The sequence below is a fragment of the Streptomyces sp. NPDC022910 genome (assembly GCF_055561075.1).
The window spans coordinates 17,882-30,764 of record NZ_JBVHHL010000023.1; the positions used below are offsets into that span (position 1 = coordinate 17,882).

The 12,883-nt window shown below is 67.1% G+C and carries 10 protein-coding genes, 1 tRNA gene and 1 pseudogene; 3 read left to right on the forward strand and 9 right to left on the reverse strand.

Translation table 11 applies throughout. The features are described 5' to 3' along the window. Positions 1-38: 38 nt before the first annotated feature. Positions 39-1,835 (reverse strand): bifunctional metallophosphatase/5'-nucleotidase, encoded by a 1,797-nt coding sequence (locus ACZ3TS_RS22000; RefSeq protein ID WP_467620304.1) that lies wholly within the window; start codon positions 1,833-1,835, stop codon positions 39-41. A 139-nt stretch (positions 1,836-1,974) separates the two neighbouring features. Between ACZ3TS_RS22000 and ACZ3TS_RS22005 the strand changes: the two genes are divergently transcribed. Next, positions 1,975-2,691 (forward strand): SIMPL domain-containing protein, encoded by a 717-nt coding sequence (locus ACZ3TS_RS22005; protein WP_467620306.1) that lies wholly within the window; start codon positions 1,975-1,977, stop codon positions 2,689-2,691. A 189-nt stretch (positions 2,692-2,880) separates the two neighbouring features. Beyond that, entirely contained in the window at positions 2,881-4,317 is a 1,437-nt protein-coding gene (gene pyk / locus ACZ3TS_RS22010) for a pyruvate kinase (protein WP_467620309.1), read from the forward strand. Between the two features lie 57 nt (positions 4,318-4,374). Here the strand turns inward: pyk and ACZ3TS_RS22015 are convergent. Together ACZ3TS_RS22015 and ACZ3TS_RS22020 are read right to left on the reverse strand one after the other, a co-directional pair. Then, positions 4,375-5,140 (reverse strand): annotated as a pseudogene (locus tag ACZ3TS_RS22015) (helix-turn-helix domain-containing protein). 105 nt (positions 5,141-5,245) lie between these two features. Continuing rightward, positions 5,246-5,320: transfer RNA gene (locus ACZ3TS_RS22020), tRNA-Leu, on the reverse strand. A 103-nt stretch (positions 5,321-5,423) separates the two neighbouring features. On the opposite strand from ACZ3TS_RS22020, the gene ACZ3TS_RS22025 reads away from it, so the two are divergent. Continuing rightward, a complete protein-coding gene (locus ACZ3TS_RS22025; RefSeq protein WP_467620311.1) occupies positions 5,424-6,074 on the forward strand; it encodes an ANTAR domain-containing response regulator in 651 nt (216 codons plus the stop codon). Positions 6,075-6,161: 87 nt separating this feature from the next. Here ACZ3TS_RS22025 and ACZ3TS_RS22030 read toward each other — a convergent pair whose 3' ends face one another. The 6 genes from ACZ3TS_RS22030 to ACZ3TS_RS22055 all read right to left on the reverse strand — a co-directional run bounded on the left by ACZ3TS_RS22030 (position 6,162) and on the right by ACZ3TS_RS22055 (position 12,766). Further along, positions 6,162-6,878: an ABC transporter ATP-binding protein gene (locus tag ACZ3TS_RS22030; RefSeq protein WP_467620314.1), complete on the reverse strand. Its 717-nt coding sequence runs from the start codon at positions 6,876-6,878 to the stop codon at positions 6,162-6,164. After that, complete coding sequence (locus tag ACZ3TS_RS22035) at positions 6,875-7,762, reverse strand: ABC transporter ATP-binding protein (protein ID WP_467620317.1); 888 nt, start codon at positions 7,760-7,762, stop codon at positions 6,875-6,877. The genes ACZ3TS_RS22030 and ACZ3TS_RS22035 overlap by 4 nt, the downstream gene beginning before the upstream one ends. 5 nt (positions 7,763-7,767) lie before the next feature. Next, entirely contained in the window at positions 7,768-9,573 is a 1,806-nt protein-coding gene (locus ACZ3TS_RS22040) for a branched-chain amino acid ABC transporter permease (protein ID WP_467620320.1), read from the reverse strand. A gap of 5 nt (positions 9,574-9,578) precedes the next feature. Beyond that, the gene (locus ACZ3TS_RS22045) at positions 9,579-10,505 is read right to left on the reverse strand and encodes a branched-chain amino acid ABC transporter permease (protein ID WP_467620323.1); all 927 of its coding nucleotides are present in this window, start codon (positions 10,503-10,505) and stop codon (positions 9,579-9,581) included. A 142-nt stretch (positions 10,506-10,647) separates the two neighbouring features. Continuing rightward, positions 10,648-11,871, reverse strand: coding sequence for a branched-chain amino acid ABC transporter substrate-binding protein (locus ACZ3TS_RS22050; protein ID WP_467620515.1), 1,224 nt, complete (start codon positions 11,869-11,871; stop codon positions 10,648-10,650). Positions 11,872-12,097: 226 nt separating this feature from the next. Next, positions 12,098-12,766, reverse strand: a complete 669-nt coding sequence (locus ACZ3TS_RS22055) for a hypothetical protein (protein ID WP_467620326.1) — start codon at positions 12,764-12,766, stop codon at positions 12,098-12,100. Positions 12,767-12,883: the final 117 nt, after the last annotated feature.

The window sequence follows — 12,883 nt, forward strand, 5'->3', positions numbered from 1 at the left end:
GCGTCGTGGACGCATCACTTCCGGTCACTCCCGGATCGTCAGAACAGCGGCACGCCGTTGCGGGTGAGCTTCCAGTCCACCGACGCGAAGTCCTTCGGGTCCAGGACACCCTTCGCGGTCACCCACTCCGCGATCCGGGTCCGGATCTCCGTCGACTCCGACCACAGTTCCTGGGCCGAGGCCACATACGGGAAGGCACCGCCGCCGTTGGCGCGATAGTTGTTCACCGCGAGCACGAACTGCTGCGCGTCGTCCAGAACGGCACCGTTGTAGGCCAGGTTCTTGACACGCGAACCCGCCGCCTGAGCGACGTCGATCTCGTACTGCAGACCCGAGACATAGTCGTAGTTGTAGTCCGGGCGGCCGTTCGCGTTGGTCAGCTTCTCCACGTCGACCGTCACGTCGGCGGCCGTCTGCACGAAGTACTCCGCCGAGTACTCCAGGTACGCCCGCAGCTGCGCACCCGTCATCAGCTTCGCGACCAGCGTGTTGTCGTACACGTACAGGCTCGACAGGTCCCGGATCGTCACGTTCCCCGCCGGGATCTCCGAGGTGCGCGAGAACGGCGACGCCTGAGCGATCACCGGCAGAGCGGCGTACTCGGTGCCCGCCAGCGCCGCCTTGACCACGTCCTCCTGGACCTTGGTGATCAGGTCGATGATCGGGGCGTCCTTGTAGCGAGCCTCCACCGTCGTCAGCGTCTCGGTCGCCTTGCCGACGACCTGGTTGACGTACTCGACGACCTTCGCGTGCTCGTCCGTGAGCAGCTTGGTGATCTTCGGGTCGTCGGCGGCCGTGTTGGCGTTCCGCAGCGACGCGGAGACCGACTCGACCTCCCACTGCCCCTTCGCGAAGACCAGCTCGATGTCGAAGAGCGTCAACCGCTCGGCAAAGCACAGCGGTTCGGACAGGACGACCGTCTTCCCCGTCTGCTCGTTGGTGACCTTCAGCTCCGGGATCTCCACGTGCGCGTGGCCGACCAGGATCGCGTCGATGCCCGGCACCTGCTTGGCGACATCGGCGGCCGCGTTCTCCACGTACGGCAGTTGGTCACCATAGGAGGACGTACCGGAGGAACCCGAGTGCGCAGACACCACAACCACGTCCGCGCCCATCGCCTTCAGCTTGGGCACCCACTTCGCGGCCTGCTCCTCCAGACCCGGGAACGCCAGCTTGCCCTGCACGTACGCCTTGTCCCAGATCGCGATGCCCGGGTTGGTCAGACCGAGAACGGCGACCTTCACCGGCGGGGCGCCCGGCACATGGAACTTCTTCATGAAGTAGGGCGGGAAGGCCGGCTTCAGCGTCTTCGCGTCGACCGCGTTGGCGCCGAGCAACGGGAAGCGACACTGCGACTCGAACTTCCGCAGCGTCTCGATGCCGTAGTTGAACTCGTGATTGCCGAGCGCCACCGCGTCATACCCGATCGCGTTCATCGCCTGCGCCATCGGGTGCACCGGGCCGCCCTCGGCCGTGATCGGCTCGACCTTCGCGTAGTAGTACGTCAGCGGGGTGCCCTGGATCGTGTCGCCGGCGTCCAGCAGCAACGTGTTGCAGCGGCCCTTCTCCTCCCGGACCTGGTCAACCAGGGTCGAAATCCGGGCCAGGCCCTGTGCGTTGCCCGCTTTGTCCGTGTACTCCGCGTCCTTGAAGTAGTCCCAGTTGAAGACATGCCCGTGCAGATCGGTCGTGCCCATCACGGTCAGGGAGTACCGCTTGGGGCCCTTCTTCGCCGGCGTGGCCTGGGCCGCCGGAGCCGCCGCGGCGCTCGCCAGCGCCACCCCCGCCCCGGTCACAGCGGATCTCTTCAGGAACTTCCGGCGGTTCAACGGCATGTCTGGGTCCCCTCGGGAAATGTCAACGACGCGCGTAGATTCTGACCCGAGCATGACGAGGCGCAACAGACCCCGAAGGTTTCGATCTGGTGACCGGCACGTGCCCCCGCACGGACCCGCCGGTGACAGAGTGGGACGCATGACCGCCAGCCCCCCGGACCCCCAGCCGCCCGCAGTCCCCTACGGCACCCCCGACGCCCCGCGCATCGCCGTCCGCGGAGAGGCCCACCTCGAAGTCGACCCGGAAATCGCCCGCATCGGCATCACCGTCACCGCCCGCGGCGCCGACCGGCGCACCGCCCTCGACGACCTCACCCGCCGCAACGCCACAGCCCTCGGCCTCATCAAGACCTACGCGGACGCGGTCGAACGGCTGGAGACCGGGGCCCTCTCCATCACCCCGGAACTCACACCCCACGGCCACGGCGAACGCGTCCGCGCCTACCACGGCCACGTCCACATCAACGCCGAACTGGGCGACTTCACCGCACTCGGCGAACTCACCACCCGGCTCGCCGACCTCGAACTCACCCGGGTGGACGGCCCCTGGTGGGCCCTGCGCCCCGACTCACCCACGCACCGCACGGCGCGACAGCAGGCCGTGCACGAGGCGGTGCAGCGCGCCCGCGAATACGCGGAAGCGCTCGGCACCACCCTTACGGCCCTCGTCGAGCTCGCGGACATCGGCGCCGAGAGCACCCCGCCCCACGCCTACGGAAGCCGTTCCATGGCCCGGACGGCCGTGGCCGGCGAGGAGGCCGGGGACCGGCCCCGCCCCATCGACCTCGAACCCCAGAGGCAACAGGTCCACGCCCAGGTCAACGCCCGATTCACCATGGCACCGCCGCGACTGTAGCCATCTGCGGTCATCCGTAGTCACGAGAATGCGGGGCGTGTTCCGAAAAGGTTCACAATTCCCTCCGGGATGCTCATCGGAGCGCGCCACCGCACAATTCAACACTTGTCAATAACGCTTCACTTAAAGGTTGTTGGGTAGTCACGCCGCACCAATTCTCTACCGGCCGGTAAGTCGTAGGCTCGAACCATGCGCCGAGCAAAGATCGTCTGTACATTGGGCCCCGCCACCGACTCGTACGACCAGATCAAGGCACTGGTCGAAGCCGGAATGGACGTCGCCCGCTTCAACCTCAGCCACGGCAGCTACGCCGAGCACGAGGAGCGCTACCAGCGCGTGCGAAAGGCGTCCGACGAGACCGGCCGCAGCGTCGGAATCCTCGCCGACCTTCAGGGCCCGAAGATCCGACTCGGCCGCTTCGCAGAAGGCCCCGTACTCCTTGAACGCGGAGACACCTTCACGATCACCGTCGAGGACGGCGTCGAAGGCGACCGCCAGACCTGCGGAACCACCTATTCCGGACTGGCCGCCGACGTCACCGCCGGCGAACGCATCCTCGTCGACGACGGCAAGGTGTGCCTGGAAGTCACCTCGGTCGACGGCCCCCGGGTCCACGCGGCGGTCGTCGAAGGCGGCATGGTCTCCGACCACAAGGGCCTCAACCTGCCGGGCGTCGCCGTCTCCGTGCCCGCCCTCTCCAAGAAGGACGAGGACGACCTCCGCTGGGCCCTGCGCACCGGCTGCGACGTCATCGCCCTCTCCTTCGTCCGCAGCGGCAAGGACATCAAGGACGTCCACCGCATCATGGACGAGGAAGGCCGCCGCCTCCCCGTGATCGCCAAGGTCGAAAAGCCGCAGGCCGTCGAGAACATCGACGAGATCGTCGCGGCGTTCGACGGCATCATGGTGGCCCGTGGCGACCTGGGTGTCGAGATGCCCCTGGAGCAGGTCCCGATCGTCCAGAAGCGCGCGATCAAGCTCGCCAAGCGCAACGCCAAGCCCGTCATCGTCGCCACCCAGATGCTCGACTCGATGATCGAGAACTCGCGCCCGACCCGCGCCGAGGCGTCGGACGTCGCGAACGCCGTGATCGACGGCACGGACGCGGTCATGCTCTCCGGCGAGACGAGCGTCGGGAACTACCCGGTCGAGACGGTCAGGACCATGGCGCGCATCGTCGCGGCAGCGGAAGAGGACATCCTCGCCAAGGGCCTCCCGTCGCTGACCGAGAGCAACAAGCCGCGCACCCAGGGCGGCGCGGTCGCCCGCGCCGCGGCGGAGATCGGTGACTTCCTCGGCGCCAAGTTCCTGGTCGCCTTCACCCAGTCAGGCGACACGGTCCGCCGCCTCTCCCGCTACCGCTCCCCGATCCCGCTCCTCGCCTTCACCCCCGAGCCGGCCACGCGATCCCAGCTCAACCTCACATGGGGTGTGGAAACGTTCCTGGGCCCGCACGTCGACTCCACGGACGCGATGGTCGAGCAGGTCGACGAGCTGCTGCTGAAGTACGGCCGCTGCGAGAAGGGCGACATCGTGGTGATCACGGCGGGGTCACCGCCCGGGGTGTCGGGCTCCACGAACCTGGTGCGGGTGCACCACATCGGGGAGGACGACAGCCCGAAGTAAGACGAGGTGTGTGCGGAAGGGCCCCTCTTTCGAAGGGGCCCTTCTTGCTGAGTATGGTCAGTACTTGGGGCCCACGTGGGTGCCGAGGAAGGCTACGGAGGCTTTGCGGGCGATGGAGACGTTGCGGGGGTTGGCCAGTTTCCATTCGACGCCCACGCGGTCGAGTGTGTCCGTGAAGAGCCGGACGATGTCACTGGACAGGTTCGTGAAGAAATACCGCGGATACTCGTAGCGCTTCGGTTTCCCGGCCACCAGGCGGGCTGTCCAATTGGTGATGCGACAACCGTCCGAGTGGATCAAGCCACGGATGAAGTCCCAGGGGTGGGTGTCGACGATGGCTTGCTGCCAGGGCTCGAAGGCGATCCGGCGCTCGTGCTTCTTGCCGGGGCCGTGCTGGGGGAACAGGCACGGCCAGTGCTTGCTGTAGCAGGTGACGTACTGGCAACCCTTCCGCTGAACACGGAACACCTTGTTGGCGGGGCACGCCGCTTGCATGGCGTCGGCGCAGGCGTCGATGAGACCCGGCCAAGCGTCGGCACACGCAATGCGGAGGAAATAGCTGCCTGTTCGGAGAGGGCTTACACAGCCGTCTCCGAGGTAGAGGCCCGATAAGTACGCGTAAGAGGCGGGCTCATCAGGTGCGCCGGGTGTGTCGCGGCCACGGGGGGCACGGAGTTGAGCGTTCTCGTTCGAGGGGTTCGAGGCGTATCTGCCAGGAGCGGATGGCCGCCCGGGAAATACCGGTCTCTTTGCTCACCGAGTTCAGACTGCGTCCCTGAGCGACCAGAGTCAGAGCTCGTTTACGTGTGCTCATGTCGTACACGTGGACACTCTCTGCGACTGCTCGTGACCGTGCGCACCGAGAAGCGAATGTTCACGAGAACGGAACATCCGCTTTTGGATTCCGACCTTGGAATTTAAGGAAAAGTGCCCCGGGTCGGACTCGAACCGACACTGTATGGGTTTTGAATCCATTGCCTGCTGCCAATTGGGCTACCGGGGCCCAACGAATCGAAGGTTACCCTCGACCCGCTGCCTGACCACCTTACCGCAGCTAGGTACGCTCTTGGGAGCAGTACCTGCCTGCCCTGGAACGAGGAGCCCGAGTGACCGCCCCCGAGTCGCCCCAGCCCGTTGCCGACGACGACAAGTCGCACGTGCCTCCGCTGACGACCCGTGTCGTCATCGCCGAGGACGAGGCGCTCATCCGGCTCGACCTCAAAGAGATGCTCGAGGAAGAGGGTTACAGCGTCGTCGGTGAGGCCGGCGACGGTGAGCAGGCCATCGAGCTGGCCCGTGAGCACAAGCCCGACCTGGTGATCCTGGACGTCAAGATGCCGAAGCTCGACGGCATCTCGGCGGCCGAGAAGATCGCCGAGGAGCGCATCGCCCCGGTGCTGATGCTCACCGCCTTCTCGCAGCGCGACCTGGTCGAGCGGGCGCGGGACGCGGGTGCCATGGCGTATCTCGTGAAGCCGTTCAGCAAGAGCGATGTCGTTCCGGCGATCGAGATGGCCGTCTCGCGGTTCAACGAGCTGAAGACGCTGGAGAAGGAGGTCGCGGACCTCACACAGCGGCTGGAGACGCGCAAGCTCGTCGATCGGGCGAAGTCGATCCTGCAGACGGAGTACGGGCTGACCGAGCCGGCCGCCTTCCGGTGGATTCAGAAGACCTCCATGGACCGGCGCATGTCGATGCAGCAGGTCGCCGAGGCGGTCATCCAGGACGCGGAGGAGAAGAAGGCCGCGAAGGGCTGACGTCCGCGGCGGCACGCGTGTACGGCGAGGCCCGCACCCCCTGAAGCTTCGGGGTGCGGGCCTCTTCGTATGCCGGGAGCGGCGTGCTCAGTCCTCGCCGAGGTACGCCTTGCGTACCGACTCGTCGTGCAGCAGGTCCTGTCCCGTGCCGGACAGGACGATGTTGCCGACCTCCATCACGTGGCCATGGTCGGCGAGGGACAGGGCCGCCTGGGCGTTCTGCTCGACGAGCAGGATGGTGGTGCCCTGGGACTTCAGCTCGGCGATCGTGGCCATGATCTTCTGCATCATGATCGGCGAGAGACCCATGGAGGGTTCGTCGAGCATGAGCAGTTTCGGCTGGGACATGAGGGCGCGGCCCATGGCGAGCATCTGCTGTTCGCCGCCGGAGAGGGTGCCTGCGGCCTGCTTGCGTCGTTCGCCGAGGATCGGGAAGAGCTCGTAGGCCCGCTGGATGTCCTTTTCGATGCCTTCCTTGTCCTTGCGGAGGAAGGCGCCGAGCTGGAGGTTCTCCGCGATCGTCAGGCGCGGGAAGATGTGCCGGCCCTCGGGGGAGTGGGCGAGCCCCAGCGCGACGATCTTGTGGGCGGCGACGTTGGTCAGCGGCTTGCCGTCGAAGGTGATCTTGCCGCTGGTGGGCTTGAGCAGGCCCGACAGCGTGCGCAGGGTGGTCGTCTTGCCGGCGCCGTTGGTGCCGATGAGGGTGACGACCTGGCCGGCTTCGACGCTGAAGGAGATGCCCTTGACGGCTTCGATCTTGCCGTAGGCCACCCTGAGGTCTTCGACCTCGAGCAGTGCGGTCACTGGGTCTCTCCCTTGGTGCTGCCGGTGGTGCTGTCCGCGGTCGCGTCGGTCGCGTCGGTCGCGTCGGCGACGGCTTCGGCCGCTGCGACCTCGGCGGCTTCCTCTTCTCCGGGTTCGCCTTCGAAGGGGGTGCCGAGGTAGGCGGCGATGACGCGCTCGTCGGCCTGGACGACCTCGGAGGTGCCTTCGACGAGCTTTTCGCCCTGGACGAGGACGGCGACGCGGTCGCAGAGGTTGAAGATGAAGCGCATGTCGTGCTCGATGACGAGGACGGCGATGCCCTTGTCGCGGATCGCGAACACGAGTTCCTCGGTGGCTCGCGTTTCCTGCGGGTTCATGCCGGCCGTGGGCTCGTCCAGCAGGAGCAGTCCCGGTTCGCTCGCCAGTGCTCGCGCGATCTCCAGCTTGCGCTGCTCGCCGTAGGGGAGGTTGCGGGCGAGGTGGTCGCGCTTGGCGGCGAGGCCGACGAATTCGAGGAGTTCCGTGGCGCGTGCCTCGGACTCCTTTTCTGCCCTCTTGAAGCCGGGGCCGCGCAGCAGGGCCGACCAGAGGCCTTCCTTGGTCCTGGTGTGGCGGCCGACGAGGACGTTCTCCAGGACGGTCATGTTGGCGAAGAGCCGGATGTTCTGGAAGGTGCGGGCGATGCCGGCCTGCGTCACCAGGTGGGGCTTGGGGGGCAGGACCGTGCCCTTGTAGGAGACCGTGCCCTCCGTCGGGATGTACAGGCCGGTGAGGCAGTTGAAGAAGGTGGTCTTGCCGGCGCCGTTGGGGCCGATGAGGCCGACGATCTCGCCGCTGTTGACGGTGAAGTCGACGGAGCGTACGGCGGTCAGGCCGCCGAAGCGCATCGTGACGTCGCGGGCTTCGAGTACAGGAGTGGTCATGGTTCTTACGCCCCTGCCTTGGTGACGGCCGGTTCGTCGGTCAGCGTCGCTTGTTGGGGTACGTCGAGTTGGCCGGTCTCGTGGAATTCGAGCTGGCGGCGGCGGTTGGCGATGATGCCTTCCGGCCGGAAGCGCATCAGCAGGATGAGGGCGATGCCGAAGGCGAGGAGCGACTTGTCCTGGAGGAAGACGAGCTTCTCCGGGAGCAGGTACAGCAGTGCCGCGCCCAGCAGGGGGCCCGCGACGGTGCCCATGCCGCCGAGGACGACGGCCGCGAGGAGGAAGGCCGAGTTGGGGGGCGTGGAGCCCGCGAACTGGTAGGGGTTGGGTACCACGCTGTAGGTCACGTGCGCGCTGACGGTTCCGGCGAGTCCGGCCAGGGAGGCGCCGAGGGCGAAGGCGATGAGCTTGACGCGGAAGCCGTTGATGCCCATGGCGGTGGCGGCGGTCTCGTCCTCGCGGATGGCGATCCAGGAGCGGCCGATGCGGGAGTCGGCGGCGCGGGTGTAGACGAGGACGACGATGGCCATGATGAGGACCATCAGGAGGTAGTAGTTGGCGAAGCGGCCGATGGTGAAGCTGCCGAGGTCGTGCGACTCGCCGAAGTTGAACCCGAAGAAGTTCAGGTCGGGGATGGACGGGATGCCGTTGGGGCCGTTGGTGATGTCGGGTCCGGAGTCGCCGTCCATGTTGTTGACGGCGATGCGGAAGATCTCTCCGAAGCCGAGGGTGACGATGGCCAGGTAGTCGCCGCGCAGCCGCAGGGTGGGGGCGCCGATGAGGACGCCGAAGACGAGGGACGCGGCGGCGCCGGCCAGGGCGGCGGCCCAGAAGGGGAACTGGACGCCGGAGAAGCGGGAGAACTCGGAGCCGGAGACGAGGGCGGCGGTGTAGGCGCCGACGCCGAGGAAGGCGACGTATCCGAGGTCGAGGAGGCCCGCGAGGCCGACGACGATGTTCAGGCCGAGTGCGACGGTTCCGAAGATGAGGATGTTCACGCCGATGTTGGCGTAGTGGTCGTCGGTCTGGGTGAAGGGGAAGGCGATCGCGGCGACGAAGCCCATCGCGAGGGTGAAGCTGCGGTTGGCCGCGACGAGGTGCGAGAAGCGGTCGAGGAGGCCCGCGGTGTGCGCCGCCCAGACGGCGAAGACGACGACGATCAGGTAGCCGATGAAGAGTTCGCCGTATTCGGTGTCGATGCCATAGGCGAAGGCGAAGAGGCCGACGATGGTGACGGCGGTGATGACGGCGCGCTGGACCCAGGGGGCGGTGGCGCCGGCCGGGGGGATGCGGTCCGGCTTGGCGATGTAGGCGCGCAGGGTTTCCTTGGCGGGTTGTTCGCCTGCTCCGGGCTGGGACAGGGCGAGGGCGCCGAGGATGGGGAGCAGGGAGGCGACGGCCGCGACGTAGGCGCCCGGTTCGAGGTTGACGAGGCCGCCGAGTTTGGCGGCGATCGCGATGACGGTGAACCAGGTGGTGCCGAGGGCGCCGAGGGCGACGAGGACCGTGGGCGCGTTGTTGCGGGCGGGGGTGAGCCAGCTGAGGCCCTTGACGCCGTATCCGGCGAGGGCGAAGAGGGCTACGAGGATGCCGCCGACGAAGGTGAGCCACTGGAGGCCGCCCGGGTAGCCGTAGACGGTGAGGTCGCCGGGGAAGTCGGGGGTCCAGGTCCAGGCGAGGAAGGCGGACGCTGCGGTGGCGATGCCGCCGACGAGGGTGAGGGCGCGGGCGGCGACGGTCGGCAGCGGGATGAGGCCGCGCTCGGTGACCGTCGGCGTCTCGGGGATCTCGGGGGTCTTCGTGTCGGTCATGGTGATCACGCCCTGTCCGCGACGCGCTCGCCGAGGAGGCCCTGGGGCCTGAACAGCAGTACGAGGATGAGGAGACAGAAGGCCCAGACGTTGGCCCAGCTGGCGCCGCCGAGCTGCTGCATGCCGGGGATGTTGTTGATGTAGGCGGAGGCGAGGGTCTCGGCGATGCCGAGGACGACGCCGCCGAGCATGGCGCCGTAGATGTTGCCGATGCCGCCGAGGACGGCCGCGGTGAAGGCCTTGAGGCCCATGAGGAAGCCCATGCGGTAGTCGATGCTGCCGTACTTGAGGCCGTAGGCGACGGCGGCGACGGCGGCGAAGAAGCCGCCGATGGCGAAGGCGATCACGATGATGCGGTTGGTGTCGATGCCCATCAGCTGCGCGGTGTCGGGGTCCTGCGCGGTGGCCTGCATGGCGCGTCCGGTGCGGCTGCGGCGGACGAACACGGCGAGGGCGGCCATGCACACGGCTGCGGCGACGATGAGGAAGATGTCGGCGTCCTTGATGGTGACGGAGCCGAGGTCGTGCGTCGTGTCGAGGCCGGGGAAGGCGCGGGCGCGGTCGGCCTGGGGGTAGAAGTTGCGGACGACTTCCTGGAGCGCCAGGGAGAGGCCGATGGCGGTGATGAGCGGTGCCAGCCTCGGTGCTCCGCGAAGTGGCCGGTAGGCGAACCGTTCCGCTCCGACGGCGATGAGGACGGCGACGATTCCGCCGCCTATCAGCATCAGGGGCACGAGGGCCCACATCGGGGTGCCGGAGGGGAGGATCAGCGAGACCGTGAGAGCGCCGAAGGCTCCGGTCATGAAGATCTCGCCGTGTGCGAAGTTGATGAGCTGGACGATGCCGTACACCATCGTGTAGCCGATGGCGATCAGCCCGTACATCGAGCCTAGGAGCAGCCCGTTGGCCAGCTGCTGCGGCAGGGTGTTCACCGCGTGGCCTCCATGTCGCTGGTGGTCGTGTAGTGCACTGTCGTGTGCAGGACGGGGTGTGAAAACGGGCCGCGCGGTCGGGGTCCTCCTTCCGCGCGGCCCGTCGGTGCAGTACTAGGGGTCGGCTGGGTTACGTACTCGTTCAGCTGGGGTTGTACGTACCGGTCTTGACAGCCTTCCAGGCACCCTTTTCGACCTGGTAAACGGTGAGCTGCTTGTTCGTCGTGTCGCCGTACTCGTCGAAGGAGACGTGACCGGAGATGCCGTCGAAGTCGCTCTTCTGGACGCCGTCGACGACCTTGGAACGCAGGTCGTCCCCGGTCGGCAGCTTGCCGCCGTTGGCGTCCTTGGCGGTCTTGACCGCGTTGATGATGGCGGTGGCGGCGTCGTAGGCGTAGGCGCCGTAGGCGCCGTAGTCACCCTTGTAGCCCTTGGCCTTGTACGTCTCGACGAACGTCTTGGCGGCGGGCAGGGTGTCGACCGGCACGCCGACCGCGGTGGCCAGGTCGCCCTCGGCGGCCTTGCCGGCGGTCTCGATGTAGGTGGTGGCGTACATGCCGTCGCCGCCGAACAGCGGGATGTTGACGCCGGCGTCCTTGAGCTGCTTGGTGATCAGCTCGGACTCGTCGTACTGGCCGCCGTAGTAGAGGATGTCGGCCTTCGAGTTCTTGATCTTGGTGACGAGCGAACCGAAGTCCTTGTCACCGGTGTTGACGTGGTCGGTGCCGACGACCGCGCCGCCCAGCTTCTTGAACGAGTCGTTGAAGATCTTGGCGAGGCCGGCACCGTAGGTCTGCTTGTCGTCGACGACGAAGGCCTTCTTCTTCTTGAGGCCGTTGTAGGCGTAGTCGGCGGCGAAGCCACCCTGGAGGGCGTCGGTGGTGGCGGTGCGGAAGTACGTCTTGTACGGACGCGTCTTCGTGGTCTGCCAGTCCTTGCCCTGCGTCAGGGTCGGGTTGGTGTTCGAGGGGGAGATCTCGACCATGTTGGCGGAGGCGAAGACCTGCTGCATGGACTGGGCCACACCGGAGTTGAGCGGGCCGACGGCGCCGACGACGCTCTTGTCGCCGACGAGTGCCGTGGCGTTCTGCTGGCCGTTGGCCGGCTGCGCCTTGTCGTCCAGGGCCTTGACCTTGAACTTCACGCCGGGAACGGTGTTCTTCTTGTTGGCGTCGTCGACGGCGATCTGGACGCCGTACTGGATGCCGAGACCCGTGGTCGAGTTCTCGCCGGAGAGCGGGGCGTCCACGCCGATGGTGAGGGTCGTGGAGGAGCCGCTGTCGCCACTCTTGTTGTTGTCGTCGCGGGAGCCACACGCGGTGAGGGTCAGAGCTCCAGTGGTGAGCACGGAGGTGAGGATCACCAGAGAACGCTGTTGCACAATCAGTCCTTTCCGCGGGCGTGGCCGCCGTCCTGTGGGGCTGCGCAAGTGCCACGCTGGTACCGAACTCCCGATGGAGCGGTGACTGGCCGTGACTCTAAGCCTGGTCCGAGGGATGGGGCATCGTCGCGGGCTGGCTTGTGACTTTCTTGTTATGACGTGCCGGTTGATGGGTATCAGGGATGGCGGCTCTTGGCCGTTTTGGTGGAATTTACATGTAGTCCGCATTTTGAGAACGCGCACTTCCGCTTGGTCTTGCGCGGGCCCCTCGGCGAGGGGTGTCGCAGGCGGTGTGGAGCAGCGCGGAAAGGTCGCGGGAGTAGGCGCCGTCAAAGATGAAACTGTGCTCCTGTATTGCGCGCGTGTTACGTAGCGTTACATCAAGAAAAGGAAGATCCGGATTCAGTGGCAGTCCGGAGCAGTCGAATACGGATATCTCGAGTGCGATGCGGCGTCTTGTGCCGGAGCGCACGGTAATGGACGCGTTGGGCATGGTCCGGGCATGGAGTCCGGTGAACCCGGCCCTGATGCCGTAGACGGTCACGGGCGGCCCGCTGCGGACGGAGATGTCGAACCGGAAGGCGCTGACGGGGGATGCGGTGGTGGCCCGGTGGGCAACTCCCGCGTAGGAGAACTCCGTTACGTTCACGGGCCAGGGCGGCATGACCGGTTCGGGGGGTGCGGTGGAGGGCGGTGCGGGCAGGAGCAGCAGTGCGCCCGTGACGGCGAGGGCAGCGGCGGCGCCCAGAGCGGCTCTGCGGGTGCCTGCAGGCAGCCGGGTCCATCGGTCGGACAGGCGGGGTGCGTCGCTGCCGACGACGTCGTGACCGGGCTCAGGTTCGGTCGACTCGACGGGTTCGACCGGTCCGATGCCGCTCATCGCCGGGGCCCCATGAGGCCACGGTAGGGGTGCGGGAGCCGGCCGGGAAGGTGCGGTGATGTGGCTTGCGAGCGTGGCCGGTCGAGCGGGCGCGTATGTGCCGGGAGGCGCTGATGG